The sequence below is a fragment of the Thermococcus sp. P6 genome (assembly GCF_002214525.1).
GTDB lineage: Archaea > Methanobacteriota_B > Thermococci > Thermococcales > Thermococcaceae > Thermococcus.
This window is the reverse complement of sequence record NZ_CP015104.1, coordinates 799,017-817,662: the sequence shown is the minus strand read 5'-3', so window position 1 is coordinate 817,662 and position 18,646 is coordinate 799,017. Positions and strand designations below refer to the sequence as shown.

Here is an 18,646-nt window from a genome sequence, read left to right as displayed (position 1 = left end):
GTTATACCCTCATTTTTTCTTTTCCGGCTTCCTCGCTATAACTCCCAAGGCCTCTTCAACGCGCTTGATTCCGGTGAAGCCCACCTTTCTCAGGCGCTCCATAACCCCCTTCTGCAGGTCTTTTTTTCTGTACCTCTTCCCCGGGTTTCCGACGTAGTGGAACAGCCTCCCGCCGGGCTTCAGAATCCGGTAGAGCTCGCGGTAGAAGGATTCCGAGTAGAGCTGGCCCGCCAGAGAAAAGCGCGGGGGGTCGTGGATAACGGCATCGAAACTCCCGTCGCCAAAGCGCTTCACGATTTCATACACGTCCCCCTGAACGACCTGAACCTTCCCGCCCCTGAAGAGCTCCCTGCCCCACGGGTTTACCCGGGCCAGAGCTATAACGTTCGGATCCTTCTCCACGGTTATCACGTACGCTCCCCTCTTTGCGGCCTCTATGGCCGTGTAACCAAGCCCCATGCACGTGTCCAGAACCGTCTCCCCTTCCCCGGGTTTGATGGCGTTCACTTTGTTCCTCGTGTCCTCCAGAGGGTTCGTCCCCTTGGTTCTGTGCATCCTGATCCCGTTTATCTCTATCGTCGGCGGGATCGTTGGAACGAGCTTGTAGAAGTGCTCACCGGCTATGGCGGCTTTGTAAACGCCGTTTCGAACGAGGTAAACGCTCCCCTCATCCCCCGCTATCCTCTCGAGGGTCTCCCTCGAAACTCGCGTTCCGTCCGGAAAGATGAACTCCCCGTTACGCATGGTTACGAGCCACGACCTGTTCGTTTTCCTTAGATCGAGGTTTACCCTTGCCCCTGCCTTTGACAGAAGGAGTATCCTTGCTTCCCTTGCCGTCAGGAGGTATGGCTCTTCCATGGTTCAATCCCCCGGACGGGCTAACCCACGACCGCCCTAAAAACGCGCTCGAAGTTCTCGAAGGTTATCGCCCTTACTTCCTTCTCGCTGAACCTTTCCATCAGCTTCTCGATGAGGGAGGGTATCCTCGACTCGTTCTCAAAACCCTTAACGCCCCTCCCGCTCCAGCCGGACAGGTAGTAGACGAAATCAAAGCCGAGGCCGACGTGTCTGTAACCTGCCAGGTCCACCATGTGGGCTATGTGCTCCACGTATTTTTCCAGCGTCGGTCTCTCGCTGTCAACGAATCCCGGGATCGCAACGGCCCCAATTACGCCGTCCCTCTCCCCTATGGCCTTTATCTGCTCGTCGGTCAGGTTTCTCCTGTGGTCGCACAGGCTTCTCGAGTTGGAGTGCGAAGCTATCACCGGAAAGGCGGTGGTGTCGAGAACGTCCCAGAAGCCGGCTTCGTTGATGTGACTCAGGTCAACCACTATCCCGAGCTCCTCGGCCTTGCCAACCACTTCCAGACCGAAGTTCGTCAATCCGCCGCCGGTTCTCTCGAACACGCCGTCCCCTATGGCGTTCCTCAGGCTCCACGTGAGCGTCAGAACGCGAAGACCGAGGCGGTGGAACACCTCGAGAAGGTCGAGGCTCTCGCCGATGGGCTCGCCACCCTCGAGCCCGAGCCACAGCGCCACCTTCCCCTCCTTGACATTCCGCTCCATGCCCTCAACGTTCGTGACCATCTCGAAGCTCTCGCTCTCTGCAACGTCCTTCAGAAGGGCGTTCAGGACCTCCAGACCGTAGGCGGTCGCGTTGCCCCTCATCCCGGGACGGGTCCAGATGCTCATGACCCGGGCACTTATCCACGGGCCAAAAAACCGCTCGAAGTTCTCCTCCAGAACGCGCGTCTTTCCCGCTTTCCTTTCATCGTACACGAACGTCGGCAGATCGGAATGGGCGTCGAATATCATCTCACTCACCGACCTTCCTCCGTGGAGATCTCCATCAGGACCTCCTCCCTCACCCCGGGATCGGGGATCATCCCTGCTATCTCCTTTGCTTCGTAGAGTTCTTTCCGCCGGGCCAGTTCGATCGCTATGGCCCCAAGTGCCTCGCTCCTCTTTTGAACGTCCTTTATGGTCATCGCGAATTTAAGCGCCCTTCTAAGGTCCCCGAGCTCTGTAAGCAGGCTCGCTATCTTCCCGGCGCTGACCTCGGTGAAACTAAGATCGCCGGACTCCTCAAAGGCCTTCTCCACCAGGTCATCGTATCCCCCGCTGTTCACCTTCTTCATCCAGAGGGCGACCTGAAGTTTTCCTATGAGCTTTCTGGCGCCGGAGTAGTTAATCTCGATGAGGGCGAGGGCGTAGCGGAACCTTCCCTCCAGCAGTGCCCTCCTTATCGAAGGCAGGCCGACGTCCCGAACGGTTCTGCTCAGGTCAATCTTCTTCTCGACTATCGCGGCGCGCTGGTTGACGTGGAGCTTGTCGAATATATCGAAGGCAGTCCGGTAGAATTTCAGGGCTTCCTCGGCCGGCAGCGCATCTCCGGCTTTCTCAAGGAGTCTGCCCATCTCTACTATCCCGTCAACCTTCAGGTTGTAATCCACCTCTGCCCCCATTATCGTGTTGAAGGCCACGTCAAAGACCTCGAGGGCATCTTCGGAATAGCCGGCGATGGCCAGGCGGTAGGCGATTTCCGAGAGAATGGATCCCTTCCTCAGGGGGTCATCTATGCCCATACTCTCCTTTATGGCCCTGTCGAAGAGGTCCATGGCGTCGTCTTCGTAACCCGTTAGGGCCAGGGTGGAGGCTATCGTTGAGTAGGCCACGGCTCTCTCGCCATGCTCTTTGAGCTTCTTTGAGATGTAAAGTGCATCTTCCACTATATCGGGGATCCAGTCCAGAGGCCCCTTCCTCTCGTACACCGCAATCGCGAGGTCCATAAGGGACTGTACCTGTTCGAGGGGATCCCCCAGAGTACCTATTCTGGACATGGCCTCCTCGTACTGGCCCCTCTCGATCAGGGTTTTTATTTCCTCTCGCGTCGTCATCCTAACCTTTCCCTTGGCTCCAAACCCTTATAAGTTTTCCCCGAAGGGTTATAACATGCTGACCCTTGGGCTCTATAACACCTACGACCCCGGAAGGCTTCACGAGGCCCATCTCAGGGCGATAGCCAGAGCCGGCCCGGTAGCGTACGCCTTCGGTTTCCATCTGGCGCTGGTCGGGTTCCCGCTCGAGGGAAAGCCCCTTGAAGTGGCCGAAAGGGTGAGTTCCAGCACGACCATAGGGGAGGGTGGCAGGTACCTCATCGAGCTGGCCGGGGGGAACCGGTTCCACCTCCTTGATTTTCCCGAAAGAGGCTTCCCGCCCCAGTTCGGGAGGGTGGTTGCCACCACGAGCAAACCCCGGGAGGGAAAGGAGATAAGCCCCCTCGAGCTCGCGGAGAGGGCCCTGAAGGGTGAGAGTTTTCTGCTCCTGATCGGTCTCGGCAGGCGCGGTCTTCCAAAGGAAACACTTAAGAGAGCGGACCATCATCTTGAGATCACGGGAAAGAGGGTAAGCCTCGAGACGTGCACAGCCATAGGGGCCGTGGCCGTTAGGATAAGCACCCTCATGGAGGTCCTGAGATGGAGGACTCGTGGAAGAAGGATCTAACGTGGCTGGTAACGGCTTTGCTCCTTGTGTTCGCCCTTCAGTGGGGACTGAAACTGGCCCTCCACACGGATTCACCCCTCGTTATAGTCGTAAGCGGTTCGATGGAGCCCGTGTTCTACAGGGGTGACGTGGTCCTGCTCAAGGGTGTTAGCGAGGAGAACATCGACGAGGTTAAGGTGAACGACGTTATCGTCTACAAGCGCCCCGGTTACGAATATCCGATAATCCACCGCGTTAGGGCGATAGAGACCGTCGAGCTCGGCGGGAAGGTCGAGAAGTGCTTCGTCACATGGGGGGACAACAACTGGGCACCGGATCCGGCCTATCCGACCCCCTACGGAACGGTACCCTGCGTACCGGCCTACGCCGTTGAGGACAGGGCTCTAATCGTCTTCCCGAAGATAGGCCTCATACCCCTCGTGATACGGGAACGCCTCGGTCTGGGATAATCCGAGAACTTAAAAGTCCCGGAGAACCTTTAACTTTGGTGGTGTCATGAGGTTCGTCCCGCTCATAGTTGCGAAACCCGAACTCCAGATGGCCATAGACGAGGCTATACTCCGGGCCAGAATCGAGGGGAAGGTCCCGGACACGGTCCGGCTCTACGCCTTCTCGCCCAGCTCTGTAACCATCGGGCGCTTCCAGAGCGTCAGGCACGACGTGGATCTCGACGAGGCGAGGAAACTCGGAGTTCCGGTTGTCAGGAGGATAACGGGCGGTGGATCCGTCTTCCACGACGAATTCGGAGAGATAACGTACTCCGTGGTGGTTGGGGAGGACTACCATCCGATGCTCGGAAAGATAGAAACGAGCTACCGCTATCTGGCCGGTCCCCTTGTGGATGCCCTGAGGGAGCTCGGCCTCGATGCCGGTTTTTCGGGACTCAACGATGTGGTTGCGAACGGAAGGAAGATAAGCGGTTCGGCCCAGACCCGGAGGAAGGGAACGATCCTGCAGCACGGGACGTTTATGTACTCCACCCGGCTGGAGGTACTCGGAAGGGTTCTGAAGGTCTCGAAGGCAAAGCTCTCTGACAAGGGCATCTCAAGCATCTTTGAGAGGGTGACCACGCTTGAGCGCGAGGGGATAAAACTCAACCGCTGGGATACCTACCGGTTGCTCAAGGAGAGCTTCTTCAACGCCTTTCCTCTGGAGGAGGGCGAGCTGACCGATTATGAGCTCGAACTCGCGGGGAAACTCGTTGAGGAGAAATACGGAAACCCGGAATGGAACCTTATGCGTTAGGTTCTTTCCTTAAACCTCTCCGCCAGCTCGTAGAAAAGCTCATCGCTACCTGCCTCCTCTCTGAGACGTTTGAAGTTCTTCTCAAGGCGGGGGAGCCTTCCCTTTGAACGCTTCAGCATGGAGTTGCCAACTTCGATGGCGAAGCGGAGGTATTCATCGTCCACCATGACCCTTCCGTCCCTCCCGAGCGGCGCCGTTAGGTACTCCGTGGCGTTTATCTCCACCAGATACCGGCGGGATATCACCTTGAAGGTCGTGTACTTGAACCCGCTGGCCAGACCGATCTCGTGGAGCCTCTTCGCCAGTTCCGGATCTTCGGCAACTACATGAAGGATCGGTGGCTGGCTCTTCAGAAATATCAGGCCCCTTTCCGCCCTCTTGAGGGATTCCTTTGCTTCATCGAATCTGATCGGCCTGTGCTCCTTCAGGAGCCACCTGCTCAGGGGTTTAGCACCCAGATCCGGTTCCTCAATTATCCCTATCCTTCCGGAGCACGAACTGGTCGTGTAAACGCCTTTGATCGAGTTAACGAGCAGCAGGAGATCGATTATGTCATCGTCCACCTTTCCCTCCCGGATGGCCGTGAAGAGGCTTTGAAGGGCCTCGCGCTTTGCCTTCATATCCGGACCCCCTGAACTTCTTTCCCTCCGATCTCCCCTTAGCTTTTAGTTATCCCGGGCAAAAGCTCTCAGGGCGCTCTTTCAGGCCCCTCCTTCGAAAACTTTATAAAGTTAACCCGGAAGGTTTAGCCGGAAATGGCCAGGGTGGTGTAGCCTGGTTAGCACAGGGGACTGTGGATCCCCTAGCCCGGGTTCAAATCCCGGCCCTGGCCCCATAATTCTCCCCTTCTGAAGCCTTATCGATACCCTTAAAATCTGCTGGATGTTATGTCCATCCGGTGGGTCCTGTGTCATGGAAGGAGAAGCTTGGGATGGTTCACGTCTACACCGGAAACGGTAAGGGAAAGACGACAGCAGCTTTTGGTCTCGCCGTCAGGATGCTTGGCTCTGGAGGGAGGGTCATCATCCTTCAGTTCATGAAGGCCGGGGACGTTTACGGCGAGCAGAAGAAGATAGCCGAATGCGGCGCGCTTATAGAATCCTTCGGTTTGCCGAAGTTCGTCCACGGTAAGCCCGAGCCGGAGGACATTGAAGCCGCCAGAAGGGCCCTGAAACGCTCGAGGGAGGTCGTCTCGAGCGGTGAGTGGGATCTGGTGATCCTCGACGAGATATGCGTCGCCCTCGGCTTCGGCATGCTCGAGGTTGATGAGGTTATCGAGCTCATCGAGAAGAAAGCCCCCCACACCGAGCTCGTTTTGACGGGGAGGTACTGCCCGGAGGAGCTGTTTGAATACGCCGACTACGTCACCGAGATGAGGGAGGTGAAGCATCCCTACGCGCGCGGCATCCTCGCAAGGAGGGGCGTCGAGTTCTGAGCCGACCGAAAAGTTTTTTAGTCCGGAAGGCGAAGGTAACCCGGGATTGTTTTAGTAACAATTCTTTAGAAAAGGAGGTGGTGGTATGAGCGAGCTCATCGATCAGATCGTTCAGGTTCTCAACGAGCAGGTCGTTCAGGATACGGTTGTTCCGAGGAACATAAGGCGCGCGGCCGAGCGGGCCATAGAGGTGCTTCTCGATAAGAGCAAAGACCCCGTCGTCAGGGCGGCGGATGCGATAGCGATACTCGAGGAGGTAAGCGAGGACCCCAACATGCCCATGCACACGAGGACGATCATATGGGAGGTCCTCGGCGCCCTTGAGCAGATAAAGTGAACCTTTCCCTTTTCCCGGGGCATTTTCTCGCCCTTTCTACCGTGAAATTTGTGGAAAAGACGTCAACGCCTTTCCGCCAGGTACCATAATTTTGCGCTCTCCTCCACGAGTTCCGCCCTGTAGAAGGCCTCCCTCAGGGTTCTTCCGACGGTGACTATGCCGTGACGCTCCATTATCACAGCGTCCGATTCCTTGATCGCTTCCGCCACCTTCTCCGCAAGCTCCCGTGTTCCGGCGGGCCGGAACTCCGCCACGGGAATCCTTCCAAGGTAGAGCTCGGCTTCCGGCGTTATTATGGGCAGTTCTTTTCCGGCCATCGTGGATGCGGCTATCGAGTAGGGCGGATGGAGGTGGACCACGGCTCTAACGTCTTCCCTCTCCCTGTAGATGGCCAGATGCATCCTGTACTCGGAGGAGGGCCTGACCCCTGAGACCTGCCTTCCATCGAGGTCTATCACCGCGATATCGCCGGCGTTGAGCTCGTCCATCACCGCCCCCGTGGATTTTATGAAAACCAGCCCTCCGAACAGGAGACTGAGGTTTCCGCCGAAGGCCGCGGTAAGGCCCCGTTCGTGGGCTTTTCTTGAGTAGTGGATCAGCTGGGACTTCGCAATCCGACTCATGGAACTCCCCCCTCCACTATGGAGAGAAAAATTTATAAACCTACCCAAGCGACTATGGAACGGGCCTTTGGTCCCGCGGTAGCCTAGCCTGGGAGCGGCGGCGGACTGTAGATCCGCAGGTCCCCGGTTCAAATCCGGGCCGCGGGACCACCAGAATTCTCCGGACCTCTTCTGGAATCCCGAGCACCAGAGAGTCAATCCTTCTGATTCGCTTCCACTGGAGTAAGCCTTTTAACCTTTCACGTCCTGTTAAATTATGGTGTTTAATATGTCGGGTAAGAGCTTCTTCACGAAGCACCAGATCAGGATCCTTCAGCTTCGGGCGAGGGGCATGAAGCAGAGCGAGATAGCGGAGCTTCTCGGCACGACGAGGGCCAACGTGAGCATACTTGAGAGAAGGGCCCTTGAAAAGGTGGAAAAGGCCCGGAACACCATCCTGATCTGGGAGCAGATAAACTCCCGGCTTAGCGTCCGGGTGAAAAGGGGAGAGGATATATTCACGGTTCCGGAGCGGCTTTTCAAAAAGGCCGACGAGCTCGGGATTCACGTTCCCTACAGCACGGCCGAGGTTATAGCCTATCTCGTGGAGAACGCCCCGATAGAGGACCGTATAGCCCGGAGGGACTTCATTCTCTTCCTCGACAGCGGAAACAATCTCAGGATCGGCGAGTACCTGCCCGGTGAGGAGGACCCGAAAGGCCCATAAAGTCCCTCTCCGTAGGTTCTCCCGTGATACCATGCTGAGTCATTACAGGTTTCCGGGCAGGTACGGGCCGGAGTGGGGCAGTGGTGGAATATTCGGTCTCAGGTACCATAGAGGGGTGCTCTACTTCACCCTCGCCTTTGAGGCCGAGGCCCGCTTCCTTGATATTAAGGAGGGGGGTGAAAAGGTTTACGACTTCACGCTCCTTGGGAAGGCCCCGACGAGCGGAGGCGATACCTACAACGCGGTGGAGACCGTGGACGAATTCATATACTTTGGGGGATGGGTTCACGCGCCCGCGGTGTATGAAGGGAAGAATGAAAAATCCACGATAAGCTTTGTGAACAAGTACTCCCACGTGCATGCCTACGATACGGACAGCGGTGAGGTACGGCTCCTCTGGAAGGATTCCATACATCATCCAACGGACTGGGCCGGCGAGGTGAGCGATATAATCTACGACCCCTACAACGACAGGCTTCTCCTTGCGAGGGAGGACGGCCACGCGAACCTCGGTGTTTACGCCCTCGACAGAAGGACCGAAAGGGCCGAGGCTTTACTCGGGGAACCCTCGGCCAAGGGCACGCTCCTTCATGACAGCGCCTTCTTCGGCGTTGGGAACAACTTCGCCGGAGGTCTAAGGGAGATAAAGGCCCTCGACCTCATAACGGGGAAGTGGGAATCCTTTAAACCCGGGGAGAGCGTCGATGGAAGGCCCTACGTAAGACCGGAGTACGGTCCGCTCGCGAGCGCTTACAACAGGGCCTTTGCCTTCGTCCGCGGGGGGATCGTAGCGGGCAATCCCCTCATGGGGGAGGACTTCAGGTTCTTCCGGCTCTTCGAGTTCCACACCTTCTACGCCCCCTTCAGGGTGAACGCGATAAACGTCGGCGGCGGTATCGTGACGGCTTACAACTCCTACCACGACGCTGTTTACAGGCCCGAGGACCGGTTTGGATGGACGACCACCAACACCATCGTCGGCCCGAGCGTTCTCCTCTACGTTGCCCCGCCGATGGTGAAGATAATCGGCGCTTTCGGGGCGAGAATAACGAGCATTGAGAAAATGGGAGGACAGATTCTCCTTGGAGCAAACACTGCCCCGAACACCGGCTCTACGGAGGCGACGCCCTTCGACACCGGAAACAGGGACATAGTGGTTCTCGATGAAGACGTGATTCAGAGGAGACCTCCCGCGGTGAGCTTCTCGGTTCCCCTTGCCCTTCAGGGCAGGGAAGCCTTCGGAGGAATCCCCCTCGAGGGCTACCGCGAGCCGAGGATGGTCCTCTACCTGAGCAGGGACAACAGGCTGACCGTTAGGGAGTACGATCTATCCCTTCCCGCGGGCGGTGCCTTCGAGGATACCTTCGACCTCAAAGCCGGCAGAAACATCGTTGAGCTGGATTCCTTCAGCGGCATCGTGAGCTTCGAGCTGGAAAAAGAGGATGGAAAGGGAAAGGCGAGGATAGAACTCCGCTGATTTTTTCTTTTATGCTCCTGCCCTTTTCCGCACGTTGTTCCACGAGTAGCTGGATTCTATCAGTTCCTCAACCGTTATTTCCTTATCTTCGACTATCATGGGTTCCAGTTCCTTCAGGATTTCCATGACCTCCTCCCTCGGAAGGCTTTCCTCGTCGAAAACGATGAAGCCGCTCCTGGCGTAGCCGTTGAGAAAGGCTCTCCACACTCGATCCTCCTTCAGGAGTTCGTACTGCTTCGCGGTGGCTTTCTCCCAGTCTACCTTCCCGAACCGTAATCTGAGCAGGGTTAGTTTTTTGTCCCCCTTAATCATTCCGATCACCCCATAGCCCGAGGTAGTCCTCGATGTCGATGTAGGTCTTCCTGTAGAGCTCGCTCTTCTTCATCCTCTCGACGAACTCCTTGGTCCTGATGTACTTGTCCTTTTTGTAGTCCCAGTCCGGATGCAGGGCCTTCCATTCGTCCCACGAGTAGCTGAACTGGGCCTGCACCTTGTCCCTGTACAGCTCTGGAATGACGTTGAAGGTACAGAAGGGAACGATCCTTCCGTCAGGCATGGCGTAGTGGATAACGCAGCGTTCAACCCTCTCGACGTCGTAGTTGTACTCGTCCATGAAGTGCATCATCCCGAGGAAGAGGGCGTTCGTGTGGAACTTTCCGAGGGCATCGTAGTTGCCGTGGATGAAGGCGTTCTTTATGAGGTCGAGGACTCCAAGTCCCTTGGGGGCGTACTTCTCGTCGTAGAAGCTCCTGAACTTCATGAATATCTCGGCACCGAGCTTGAGCTTGCGGAGTTTGCCCATCTTCTTCCAGCCCTCTATCTCTTCGGCCTTGCTCTCCAGATACTCGACGAAGCCATCAACGTCAAGGAACCTGCTTATCGGCACGACCCTCTTTTTCTCCCTGTCAAGGAATACGTAGGTTGCCGCACCACACGCAAAGTGGGAGGTCATGTAGTATCTGCTTCCCGAGAAGGCCTCGAAGAACCTCGCTATGTGTCCGGCTATGGGAATTGGATACCAGTCTCCCTTTGCTATGGCTCCATGGGTCTGCTCCTCTATCCTCTTTATTGCCCCGGGGATGGTTATCCTGAACCTCTGGCGTTCCTTTTTCGGAACCCTTCCAACGAGGGAAATCGGCTGGAAGTTAACGCCCCTTACGATGTCCAGATTGTTGAGGGCAAAGTTTATTATTGCCCCGAGCTCGTGGTCGTTCACGTTCCTTATGGTCGTTGGAACGAGGACTATGCCCGGCCCTCCAGCTTTTCTAACGTTCTCAAAGATCAGGGGGACCTCCCAGTGGTTCTTCCAGTTGGTCTGGGGCGTCATTCCGTCGTAGCTCATGTAGAGCGTGTTGACTCCAGCCTCCCTTATCTTCTTCACCAGTTCCGGCTCGAAGGCGAGCTTTATGCCATCGGTGTTGAGCTGCACGTGGTCGTAACCCTCTTCCCTGGCGATCTTTATTATCTCAATTAAATCGTCCCTCAGCGTTGGTTCTCCCCCGGTGAACTGGACTGCGTTGGCCCCTATGGGCTCCTCCTTCTTTGCGTTGCGGAGCATCATCCTTATCTGCTCTAACGTGGGCTCGTATATCGGCTGTCCCTCTTTGGCGTAGAAAAAGCAGTTGCTCACCAGGAGACCGTCGGAGGCTACGAACGAGTGCCCGGGGTTCTCAACCTCAACGTCGTAAACGTATCCCGAGTACTCCTCCTCTTCAATACCTTCCACGGGATCGAGGTAGAAGTCGCTGACCTTCGTTATCCTCGCGGGTTTCCTCTCCCCGACATCGCCAAGTCTTTTCCTGTGCCCTTCCCTGAGCTCGACTATTTCAACCAGCCTCTCGAGGTCCTTCCCAGCCACGTATACCCTGTAGAGGTCGTGATTTGCCCCTTTGACCTTTTCCTTTTCAACGGTGTATACCCTTGCGAATATCCCAAAGGATGCCAGTAGATAGAGGATGTCTCTTATGAGGCCGCGGGAGACGCTGGCATAGCCAACGTTTAAATGTCTCTCCCCCCTGACGACGTAGCCATCGCCGTTGAGCAGGCCAGAAAGCAACGCCCTCCTGACTTCCTGCGGATAGCTGAGGAAGTCTCTCGGAAGCCTCTTGTTCTCGGCTTTCTCCGGAATCCCGAGGGCGTACTTAAAGACGAGACGCATCAACCTGCTCCCAATCACGATCTGCTTTGCCTTTCCTTCGGCTTGAAGAATACTGTGGGGAACCCCGAGCTCCTCAAGGATCGAGAGAATGTCCCTTTCAACATCATCATGGCCAACCGTTATGCGAACGTCCTTGTCGGTGTAGTGTCCGTCCGAGACGAAGTAGCCGATGAGTCTGGCAAAGGAGGGCGTGATCTCAAGTTTTGAGGGCAATTCGTGGTCGGTGGCGTCTCTTCCAAGTCTGAAATCGCCGGAAACCTTCAGCCTGTAGAAAGCGCTTAGGGGCATTGAGTCCTGACCTTTCCACGAGTATATCCTATCCCCGTATTCTTCCTTCAGTGGGGAAAGGTCGATTTCCTTTATGCCCCTAACGTAGGTCTTCTCCTTCTCTTCCTCAGGCAGGGCTTTAAATGCTTCGATCAGGTCTATCGTATAGGTACCATCTTTTTCCGGAATCCGCCACGTTGAAATCAACTCGTCACCCGGTTCGAGTTCGTCGGCCCTCTTCTTTACGAGCTTCCCGTCCACGTGGACGAACACCTTGTGCTCGGGCGTAACCCTTAGCGTTCTCCCCGTCTTCGTTCTTATCCTGAGGATCTTGCCCTCGTGTTTCCTTCTGAGGAACTTGGTTAGTCTCGTCCACTTACTCAGTCCATCCTCGAAGGTAAGGACGTAGATGTCATCGGGTGTTGAGTATTCCCCCTTGAACCCGTCGATTTCAACTTTGTTCTCAAAGGAAAACCTTCTGGCAAGGTCTTCGAACTTCAGGATGCTCACTCTGTCCTTAACTTTGAAAACCGCCTCTTCGTCCTTGGGGAAGCAATACCAGCAGCTTAAGTTGCACCTGTTCGTCAGAACTATGTTCAAAAGGCTCGTGTGGGAGCGGTGCCTTGAGCATAATCCACAATCGAGGGGACAGTTGGCACCGGTGTTCTCGACGTTGGAACTCGTGATCTTGAAATCGAACTTCCACTTCTGGAACCAGTAGTACTGCTCAACGTCCTCGTAGTAGAGACCGGTTATCATGCCCTCCGGACAGCGCTTCGTTATCCACACCCTGCCGTCCTTCTCCCATACGAGGGCCGGCACCACCCGTCTTGTCTCTGGACAGAGGGAGTAAGTCCTGTGGGGTAAGGGCCCACCGTAGGCCCTGCTGGCCCGTTTCATCATCTCGTTGAACTCATCCTCGCTTATCTCAGGGAACTCGATTACCTCCCTGATCCTTTTTGTGAGATGCTCAAACTCCTTTTCACCGCTTGGAACTTCACCAGCACTGCCTTCCACATCAAACCCTCCTTACTTTGTCTTCCACTGGGGTTCGTTTCCCCGGGACATATAAAAGCTTTTGCGTAAATATGAAGATTTTCCTGCATATATATGATCAGTTTTGGGCAACACCGGGTGGACGGTAAGGTTAAAAGCGTACCCTCAAAATTGGTCCGGTGGTGAGATGCGAGCCAGGGAAATGAGGATGGAGATGTTCCTCCGCGCTTTGCTGAGGAGGGACTTCAGAGGGGCGAAGAACCACCTCGAGAAGCTTCAAAAAATGGCCGGCTCTGACGAATGGGGTGCGGGCTACTCCAAGGCCGTGAACGGGTTTATGAGCGCCATTAAGGAGAACGTCGGCGATGCCCTGATAGTTCAGCTGCTGGAGGAACACGATCGGGAAAAGGCGGAGAGACTCCTCGAGCACTTTGAGAACATTGTAGGGCACGAGTTCCGGGATGAGTACGAGAAGGGCTACTACACCGCATGGATCGAGTTCCTGAAGGCCTACCTCAGCCAGAAGACCCTTGAATCGGCCAAATGAGGTGTCCCCATGAACAGGGAAAGGGCAATGAGGGAGCTTGAGGAGCGGATAAGGGAATGTCGGAAATGCCCCCTCGGTGAGCTAAGGACGAACGCCGTCCCGGGTGCCGGGAGTTATTACGCTCGCGTTATGTTCGTGGGGGAAGCACCGGGCTACTGGGAGGATCAGAAGGGCCTTCCCTTCGTTGGGAGGGCGGGAAAGGTTCTGGACGAACTCCTCGCCGGTATAGGCCTCAGCCGGGATGACGTTTACATCACCAACGTTGTGAAGTGCCGCCCTCCGAACAACAGGGACCCCACGGAGGAGGAGATCAGAGCGTGCTCGCCCTATCTCGACAGGCAGATAGACCTGATCAGGCCCAAGGTTATAGTGCCCCTCGGGAGGCATTCGATGCGCTACATCCTCGAGAAGTTCGGCTTCGACGTGGAGCCGATAAGCAGGATCCACGGGGAAACCTTCGAGGCAGGAACCCTCTTCGGTAAGATCATCATAATGCCGATGTACCATCCGGCGGTGGCCCTTTACAGATCCCAGCTCAGGGAAGAACTTGAGAGGGACTTTAAAAAGCTTGGAACCCTCCTGAAGGGTTTACTTTAATTTTAATTTTGAAGCCATGGGTGTCCCTGCGGTGCTTCAGAGAATTTTAAAAGACGGCAGTTCACCCTCAAAAATTTCGGAAACTGTATTTTTGGAGTATAAAAAGTTTTGTAGAATTATCAAAATTCTTATAAGTTCCAAAAACTATCATACTACATGAGTAGAGCGCCTTTTTATCTCAGAGAGCGGCTTGATGAAATAAAGCAGAGGCTGTTGTTTGAGAGTTATGAAGCACAAAAACTTCCAAAATGGGAGCAGATAGTTTTAACCTGGATCGCGCTTTTTTCATTTTGGATCATTATAAGTGCGAATACGGTGTTAGAAAACCTGATCGTTGGCGGAGTGGCCACGTTTACAATCTCCCTTTTTATGTACGGAATGCTCACCGACGATATAAGAAGGAGCGGCCACATAGTGGAAAAAATACTGTACATTGCCCTTTTTGTTATTCCGCAATACGTTTTCATCATGGCTTTCAGGCTGATTGAGAGCAACTTTAAGGTGGCAAAGCATGCAATCCTTATGGACATAAACCCGGGTATTGTGAAAATAAAGACAGATTTACACTCGGACACGGGCATAACGATTCTGGCCAATTCCATAACCCTAACCCCGGGTACGCTTACTTTAGATGTGGACAAAAAGCTTGGAGAAACATACCTGTACGTTCACTGGATAGATGTTGAAACCCTCAACAGAGAAAAGGCCGGGGAGAAAATTAAGGGGGATATTGAAGGATGGTTGAAGAAGATCTTCTGGTGAGCCCTTTTGGTTACGGGGCCTTGATACTCCTGATAACTTCCATGATACTGTCCTATAGAGTCCTCTTCGGCCCAACGCTGGCCGACAGGATTGTGGGAATTAACACGGTGACCACGAAGGTGGTGGTGGTTCTGGCCATCCTCGGTTTTATAACGAACCATTACTTCTTTTTGGACCTTGCAATAGTGCTGTTGATGGTAAACGCGGTAGGGGGGTTGATTCTGGCAAAGTACATGGAGGGAGCGAAGTGATAGAGTACCTTTTCCTCCTTCTGGGGGAGTCAATAATGATTTTCGGCACGCTGGGGATACTCCGCTTTCCGGACGTTTACACGAGGCTTCATGCCGCCACCAAGTGTGATACCGGGGGAGCAATGAGTATTTTAATAGCCCTGGCAATTGCCTCCCCCGCATCGCCCTTAATCAGGCTTAAATTCCTTATACTGGCATTTTTAATAGCCTTGATAAACCCCATGGTCTCCCACGCGATCGCAAGGGGGGCCTACAAATACGGGATAAAACCGAAAGTCGTGGTGGACATGTATGCCTGGGACAATCCTTGAACTTCTCCTTATAGTGATGATAATCCTTTCCATCGCGGTCGTCGAGGAAGAGAACCTTGTTAATGCGGTAGTCAAATATGCTTTCTTGAGTCTGGCTTTTGTTCTGGCACTCGTGCTCCTGAAAGCTCCTGACGTTGCCCTGTCTGCAATAGTTGTGGGGGCCCTCGTAATAGGGCTGTTTCTCTTCACCATCAGGGAGGTGGAGAAATGAAAAGAGCACTCGCCCTTTTCATAGTGCTCGGTTTACTGGGCGTCTTCGCGTCCCTCGATTATTCGCGGGCAGATGGGGGGAGTTACACTTACTACATCACCCACTGGGAGGAAGTGGGGGTCCCGAATCTGGTCACGGCAATTCTGGCAGACTGGAGGGCCTACGATAGTCTGGGAGAAGCCACCCTTCTGTTCACGGCAATTGCGGGGTTTTACCTCCTGCTCGGGGGGAAGAAGAAATGAAAATGACCCCCATAGTGAGAACAACCACGAAGCTCGTGAGTCCATTTCTGGTTACCTATTCCGTCTACCTGATGGTATACGGCCACCTGAGTCCGGGTGGAGGATTTCAGGCGGGGGTCATTTTAGCGGTCAGCATTATTCTGTTGATAACCTCCCATGGATACAAACGGGTTAGAAAGACGTTTAAATTCTGGGAAGTCCAGTTCATAGAGGGAATATCGGGGGCTTTTTTAGTTTTTCTGGGGATTCTGGGGACCTTCTTTGGGGGCTTTTTCTACAATTTCCTGAAAGGAGGCGCTACCGGAACTCTACTAAGCGGGGGGATAATCCCTCTTTTTAATGTAGGGGTGGCCCTGAAGGTGGGTGCGGCCTTTACGTTCATGTTCTACATCCTGCTGAGGTGGGTGGAACGTGATTAGTGCGGAAATGGCGGGCATTGTAATAATGCTGATTGGCCTCTATGGCCTCATGACGAAAAGGAACCTGATTAAATTAGTGCTCTCGGTAAACGTGGTTTCCGTGGGTTTAGTTCTCTTTTTCATCGGCGTGGGCTATATCGAAGGGGGAGACGTCCCGATACTCCCCTCTGAAACCATCGTGGATCCCCTGCCGGCCACCCTGATGCTCACCACCCTCGTGGTCGATGTTGCGATTACCTCCCTCGCTCTGGCAATAATCCTGAAGATGAGGGGTGAGGAGGAATGATCCCTCTGCTCGTGGCATTTCCCCTGCTATTTGCTTTCATCTTATCCCTGTTGCCCGCCCTTAAAATGGAGAGGCGTTCCAGATACCTTTTCCTGACCGGGGCCCTTTCCCCGTGGGTATTCGTTCCCTTCATGCGTTCAAAACTGCCCTACGGGGAGGTAGTTGGGGGCTGGGAGAGATCCGCCGGAATAGAGGTGATGATCGACTCTTACAACCTCCCCTTTCTGGCCGCAGAGCTGATCCTTTTCACCGCAGTGGCACTCTACGTTTATAGCGGGTATTACCGGGGAAAAATCGAGAATAAGGCTTATGTGCTACTCCTGCTCCTGCATGCCGGTCTTCTTGGCGCCTTTATAAGCAGGGATGTTTTTAACTACTATATCTACATGGAGATAGCCTCTGTTTCGGGTTTTGCTCTGGTTGCGATTTCGAAGGAAAGGGGCGCCAGAAGAGCTGCGTTTAAGTACGTCCTCTTTTCTCTGCTGGCCTCATACATGTTCATTCTCGCCATGGGTATTCTTTATATGAAGACGGGATATTTGAACCTGGCCCTGATGAAGGAGAACCTGACCGTCTCGAGGGAGCTAAACGTTGCGCTGGGGCTGGCATTCACGTCACTCCTTTTAAAGAGCGGTATCTTTCCCCTCCATTTCTGGCTTCCGGATGCCCATTCAAAGGCCGATGCACCGGTAAGTGCCCTGCTTTCCGGTCTGGTGGTTAAGGCGCCCGCCTATGGAATGGTACTTTTGACGTTGACCTTCCCTCTGGATCCGTTTATACACGATGCTCTGCTTACGCTGGCGTTTGTTTCAATCTTCTTCGGGGTGTTTATGGCCCTGCTCCAGAAAAACTCGGAAAGGTTCCTGGCTTATTCTACAGTATCCCAGATGGGCTACGTGCTCCTTGGCATAGCCCTGTCGAATCCCCTGGCTGCTGCCTATTATGCCATGGCTCACTCGCTCTTTAAAGGGGGACTTTTCCTAGGTGTTGGGACAATAGCGGAACATTACAACACCCGCGATCTATCGAAGCTGTCCTACAGGGATAGCAAACCGTTAATGGTTGCAATAATACTTTTAAGCTTTGCAATTGGAGGGATAAGTCCCTTCATTGGCGCATTTGGAAAGAGCATGCTGCTCGAGGGTCTTAAAGGCACGGAGAAGTACCTGTTGTATTTCGGAACGATCGGTACAATCACCGCCTTCATAAAACTCAATTATTATCTCTCCCGGAAAGGCAGAGGGGGCCGTATTCCACTGAAGAAAGGAGTCCTTTCACTGGTGCTGGGACTGATCACGCTGATCCTTGGGGCATACCTCTATCCCCATTTAAAGCCGTTGAGGGATCTTCTGAGCATTGCCATTGCTATGGTGCTGTTCTATGCCCTTAAGAAAGCTGGAATCTTTGAGCTCCATCCGGTCCCGGCGGTTTTTGAGGGTTCTGAACTTGGCAAAGAAATAAACGCATACATGATGATCTTTGGTGCAACACTGCTGTTCATCTTATTTAATCTCCTTTAAAGATACCTCCATCACTTCGTCTATTGTTTGCAGTTCCACACGAAGCTGGTCTAAAGTAATCTTTGCCTGACTTACATCAACGACGGCAACTATTGCCCCCAATCCAATTTGCTCCATTTCCTCGGCTTCACTAAACAGGATGTTTATCCCCTGCCTTCCCAGTAATCCCGTAATTTTGGCCAGAACTCCCGGCTGATCTTTGACCACAAGCTCGATCTCAACCAGCTGTTTTCCGGGCATGGCTATTCTTTCCAGATGGGCTTCGTTTAGATCGGTATCGATCTCCACCAGGAAATAGGCGCCTTTTACAAGTCCCACTTCATAGGCCCATTCCGGGGGAATGCTTATCCTCCCATCCTCCTCAATTTTTATGATTTCATAGTGTCTCATGAAACAATTAACATACTGATACATAAAAAATCTTCCGGAAGAAGTTGGCTGAAGAGGTGGATAATGTGATAAAAAGGACTCCATCTACTAATTTCGTTCATCTATTGAACACTTTTTTGTATTAAAAAGTTCATACAAAAGTTCTTCGCCTTTTTTAGGTGTGCTAAACTGCTTTTTTGGGGAAAGGTTTTTATGAAATAAATGCACATTAATGACCTTGATAGTGCCATGAATACCATGGACATCCAGTAGGTGCTGAATTCAAACAGTGAAATTTCAATATTTCGGGAACGTTCGTGGAAAAAGTTCTAGGATTGTCAATATAACCTAAAAAATTACGAAAAACTTATATTGCATTCGAAG

General features: G+C 53.7%; 25 protein-coding genes and 2 tRNA genes. 19 read left to right on the top strand and 8 right to left on the bottom strand.

Annotated features, from left to right (window positions below):
* Positions 1–9 precede the first annotated feature (9 nt).
* Genes A3L12_RS04420 through A3L12_RS04410 form a run of 3 tightly spaced genes read right to left on the bottom strand, consistent with a single transcriptional unit; the run spans position 10 to position 2,896 of the window.
* The gene (locus A3L12_RS04420) at positions 10–858 is read right to left on the bottom strand and encodes a methyltransferase domain-containing protein (RefSeq protein ID WP_088882488.1); all 849 of its coding nucleotides are present in this window, start codon (positions 856–858) and stop codon (positions 10–12) included.
* A 20-nt stretch (positions 859–878) separates the two neighbouring features.
* On the bottom strand, positions 879–1,814 hold the full coding sequence (locus A3L12_RS04415; protein WP_088882487.1) for a dipeptidase: 936 nt from the start codon (positions 1,812–1,814) through the stop codon (positions 879–881).
* 5 nt (positions 1,815–1,819) lie between these two features.
* Complete coding sequence (locus A3L12_RS04410; protein WP_088882486.1) at positions 1,820–2,896, bottom strand: hypothetical protein; 1,077 nt, start codon at positions 2,894–2,896, stop codon at positions 1,820–1,822.
* A 55-nt stretch (positions 2,897–2,951) separates the two neighbouring features.
* On the opposite strand from A3L12_RS04410, the gene A3L12_RS04405 reads away from it, so the two are divergent.
* From A3L12_RS04405 to A3L12_RS04395, 3 genes are read left to right on the top strand one after another with little or no spacing between them, the layout of a single operon-like run.
* Positions 2,952–3,503: a DUF531 domain-containing protein gene (locus tag A3L12_RS04405; protein ID WP_088882485.1), complete on the top strand. Its 552-nt coding sequence runs from the start codon at positions 2,952–2,954 to the stop codon at positions 3,501–3,503.
* Positions 3,476–3,952: a signal peptidase I gene (locus A3L12_RS04400; protein WP_088882484.1), complete on the top strand. Its 477-nt coding sequence runs from the start codon at positions 3,476–3,478 to the stop codon at positions 3,950–3,952. The genes A3L12_RS04405 and A3L12_RS04400 overlap by 28 nt, the downstream gene beginning before the upstream one ends.
* A 46-nt stretch (positions 3,953–3,998) precedes the next feature.
* Entirely contained in the window at positions 3,999–4,748 is a 750-nt protein-coding gene (locus A3L12_RS04395; RefSeq protein WP_088882483.1) for a biotin/lipoate A/B protein ligase family protein, read from the top strand.
* Here A3L12_RS04395 and A3L12_RS04390 read toward each other — a convergent pair.
* On the bottom strand, positions 4,745–5,368 hold the full coding sequence (locus A3L12_RS04390; protein WP_088882482.1) for a hypothetical protein: 624 nt from the start codon (positions 5,366–5,368) through the stop codon (positions 4,745–4,747). The two genes, A3L12_RS04395 and A3L12_RS04390, sit on opposite strands and share 4 nt — an antisense overlap.
* A 138-nt stretch (positions 5,369–5,506) precedes the next feature.
* Here A3L12_RS04390 and A3L12_RS04385 point away from each other — a divergent pair.
* The 3 genes from A3L12_RS04385 (at position 5,507) to A3L12_RS04375 (ending at position 6,520) form a co-directional block, all read left to right on the top strand.
* Positions 5,507–5,583: transfer RNA gene (locus A3L12_RS04385), tRNA-His, on the top strand.
* 72 nt (positions 5,584–5,655) lie between these two features.
* Positions 5,656–6,183, top strand: coding sequence for a cob(I)yrinic acid a,c-diamide adenosyltransferase (gene cobO, locus A3L12_RS04380; RefSeq protein ID WP_088882481.1), 528 nt, complete (start codon positions 5,656–5,658; stop codon positions 6,181–6,183).
* A gap of 85 nt (positions 6,184–6,268) precedes the next feature.
* Positions 6,269–6,520, top strand: coding sequence for a UPF0147 family protein (locus tag A3L12_RS04375; RefSeq protein ID WP_088882480.1), 252 nt, complete (start codon positions 6,269–6,271; stop codon positions 6,518–6,520).
* A 62-nt stretch (positions 6,521–6,582) separates the two neighbouring features.
* Here A3L12_RS04375 and A3L12_RS04370 read toward each other — a convergent pair whose 3' ends face one another.
* The gene (locus A3L12_RS04370; RefSeq protein ID WP_088882479.1) at positions 6,583–7,143 is read right to left on the bottom strand and encodes an aldolase; all 561 of its coding nucleotides are present in this window, start codon (positions 7,141–7,143) and stop codon (positions 6,583–6,585) included.
* Positions 7,144–7,215: 72 nt separating this feature from the next.
* On the opposite strand from A3L12_RS04370, the gene A3L12_RS04365 reads away from it, so the two are divergent.
* The 3 genes from A3L12_RS04365 (at position 7,216) to A3L12_RS04355 (ending at position 9,326) form a co-directional block, all read left to right on the top strand.
* Positions 7,216–7,293, top strand: a tRNA-Tyr gene (locus A3L12_RS04365).
* A gap of 118 nt (positions 7,294–7,411) precedes the next feature.
* Positions 7,412–7,849, top strand: coding sequence for a Tfx family DNA-binding protein (locus A3L12_RS04360; protein ID WP_088882478.1), 438 nt, complete (start codon positions 7,412–7,414; stop codon positions 7,847–7,849).
* Between the two features lie 31 nt (positions 7,850–7,880).
* Positions 7,881–9,326: a DUF2139 domain-containing protein gene (locus A3L12_RS04355; RefSeq protein ID WP_088882477.1), complete on the top strand. Its 1,446-nt coding sequence runs from the start codon at positions 7,881–7,883 to the stop codon at positions 9,324–9,326.
* Between the two features lie 9 nt (positions 9,327–9,335).
* Here the strand turns inward: A3L12_RS04355 and A3L12_RS04350 are convergent, their stop codons facing one another.
* Together A3L12_RS04350 and tes-int are read right to left on the bottom strand one after the other, a co-directional pair.
* Positions 9,336–9,638 carry a DUF3213 domain-containing protein gene (locus A3L12_RS04350; protein ID WP_088882476.1) on the bottom strand — a complete coding sequence of 101 codons (303 nt, stop codon included), beginning with the start codon at positions 9,636–9,638 and terminating at the stop codon, positions 9,336–9,338.
* Positions 9,631–12,768, bottom strand: a complete 3,138-nt coding sequence (tes-int, locus tag A3L12_RS04345; RefSeq protein WP_232462863.1) for a tetraether lipid synthase Tes, intein-containing — start codon at positions 12,766–12,768, stop codon at positions 9,631–9,633. The genes A3L12_RS04350 and tes-int overlap by 8 nt, the downstream gene beginning before the upstream one ends.
* A gap of 166 nt (positions 12,769–12,934) precedes the next feature.
* Between tes-int and A3L12_RS04340 the strand changes: the two genes are divergently transcribed.
* The 10 genes from A3L12_RS04340 (at position 12,935) to A3L12_RS04295 (ending at position 17,893) form a co-directional block, all read left to right on the top strand.
* Positions 12,935–13,294 (top strand): hypothetical protein, encoded by a 360-nt coding sequence (locus A3L12_RS04340; RefSeq protein ID WP_088882475.1) that lies wholly within the window; start codon positions 12,935–12,937, stop codon positions 13,292–13,294.
* Positions 13,295–13,303: 9 nt separating this feature from the next.
* A complete protein-coding gene (udg, locus tag A3L12_RS04335) occupies positions 13,304–13,891 on the top strand; it encodes a type-4 uracil-DNA glycosylase (protein ID WP_088882474.1) in 588 nt (195 codons plus the stop codon).
* Between the two features lie 156 nt (positions 13,892–14,047).
* Positions 14,048–14,653 carry a Na+/H+ antiporter subunit E gene (locus tag A3L12_RS04330; protein ID WP_088882473.1) on the top strand — a complete coding sequence of 202 codons (606 nt, stop codon included), beginning with the start codon at positions 14,048–14,050 and terminating at the stop codon, positions 14,651–14,653.
* A complete protein-coding gene (locus tag A3L12_RS04325; RefSeq protein ID WP_088882472.1) occupies positions 14,629–14,904 on the top strand; it encodes a monovalent cation/H+ antiporter complex subunit F in 276 nt (91 codons plus the stop codon). Before A3L12_RS04330 ends, A3L12_RS04325 begins: the two co-directional genes overlap by 25 nt.
* Positions 14,901–15,215, top strand: coding sequence for a monovalent cation/H(+) antiporter subunit G (mnhG, locus tag A3L12_RS04320; protein ID WP_088882471.1), 315 nt, complete (start codon positions 14,901–14,903; stop codon positions 15,213–15,215). Before A3L12_RS04325 ends, mnhG begins: the two co-directional genes overlap by 4 nt.
* The gene (locus A3L12_RS04315; protein ID WP_088882470.1) at positions 15,196–15,426 is read left to right on the top strand and encodes a hydrogenase subunit MbhD domain-containing protein; all 231 of its coding nucleotides are present in this window, start codon (positions 15,196–15,198) and stop codon (positions 15,424–15,426) included. The genes mnhG and A3L12_RS04315 overlap by 20 nt, the downstream gene beginning before the upstream one ends.
* Complete coding sequence (locus A3L12_RS04310) at positions 15,423–15,668, top strand: hypothetical protein (RefSeq protein ID WP_088882469.1); 246 nt, start codon at positions 15,423–15,425, stop codon at positions 15,666–15,668. The genes A3L12_RS04315 and A3L12_RS04310 overlap by 4 nt, the downstream gene beginning before the upstream one ends.
* Positions 15,665–16,087: a Na(+)/H(+) antiporter subunit B gene (locus A3L12_RS04305; protein WP_088882468.1), complete on the top strand. Its 423-nt coding sequence runs from the start codon at positions 15,665–15,667 to the stop codon at positions 16,085–16,087. The genes A3L12_RS04310 and A3L12_RS04305 overlap by 4 nt, the downstream gene beginning before the upstream one ends.
* Entirely contained in the window at positions 16,080–16,373 is a 294-nt protein-coding gene (locus A3L12_RS04300) for a cation:proton antiporter subunit C (RefSeq protein WP_088882467.1), read from the top strand. Before A3L12_RS04305 ends, A3L12_RS04300 begins: the two co-directional genes overlap by 8 nt.
* Positions 16,370–17,893, top strand: a complete 1,524-nt coding sequence (locus A3L12_RS04295; RefSeq protein WP_088882466.1) for a proton-conducting transporter membrane subunit — start codon at positions 16,370–16,372, stop codon at positions 17,891–17,893. The genes A3L12_RS04300 and A3L12_RS04295 overlap by 4 nt, the downstream gene beginning before the upstream one ends.
* On the opposite strand, the gene A3L12_RS04290 is transcribed toward A3L12_RS04295, so the two are convergent.
* Positions 17,876–18,283: an ACT domain-containing protein gene (locus tag A3L12_RS04290; protein ID WP_088883215.1), complete on the bottom strand. Its 408-nt coding sequence runs from the start codon at positions 18,281–18,283 to the stop codon at positions 17,876–17,878. The genes A3L12_RS04295 and A3L12_RS04290 overlap by 18 nt on opposite strands.
* Positions 18,284–18,646 lie beyond the last annotated feature (363 nt).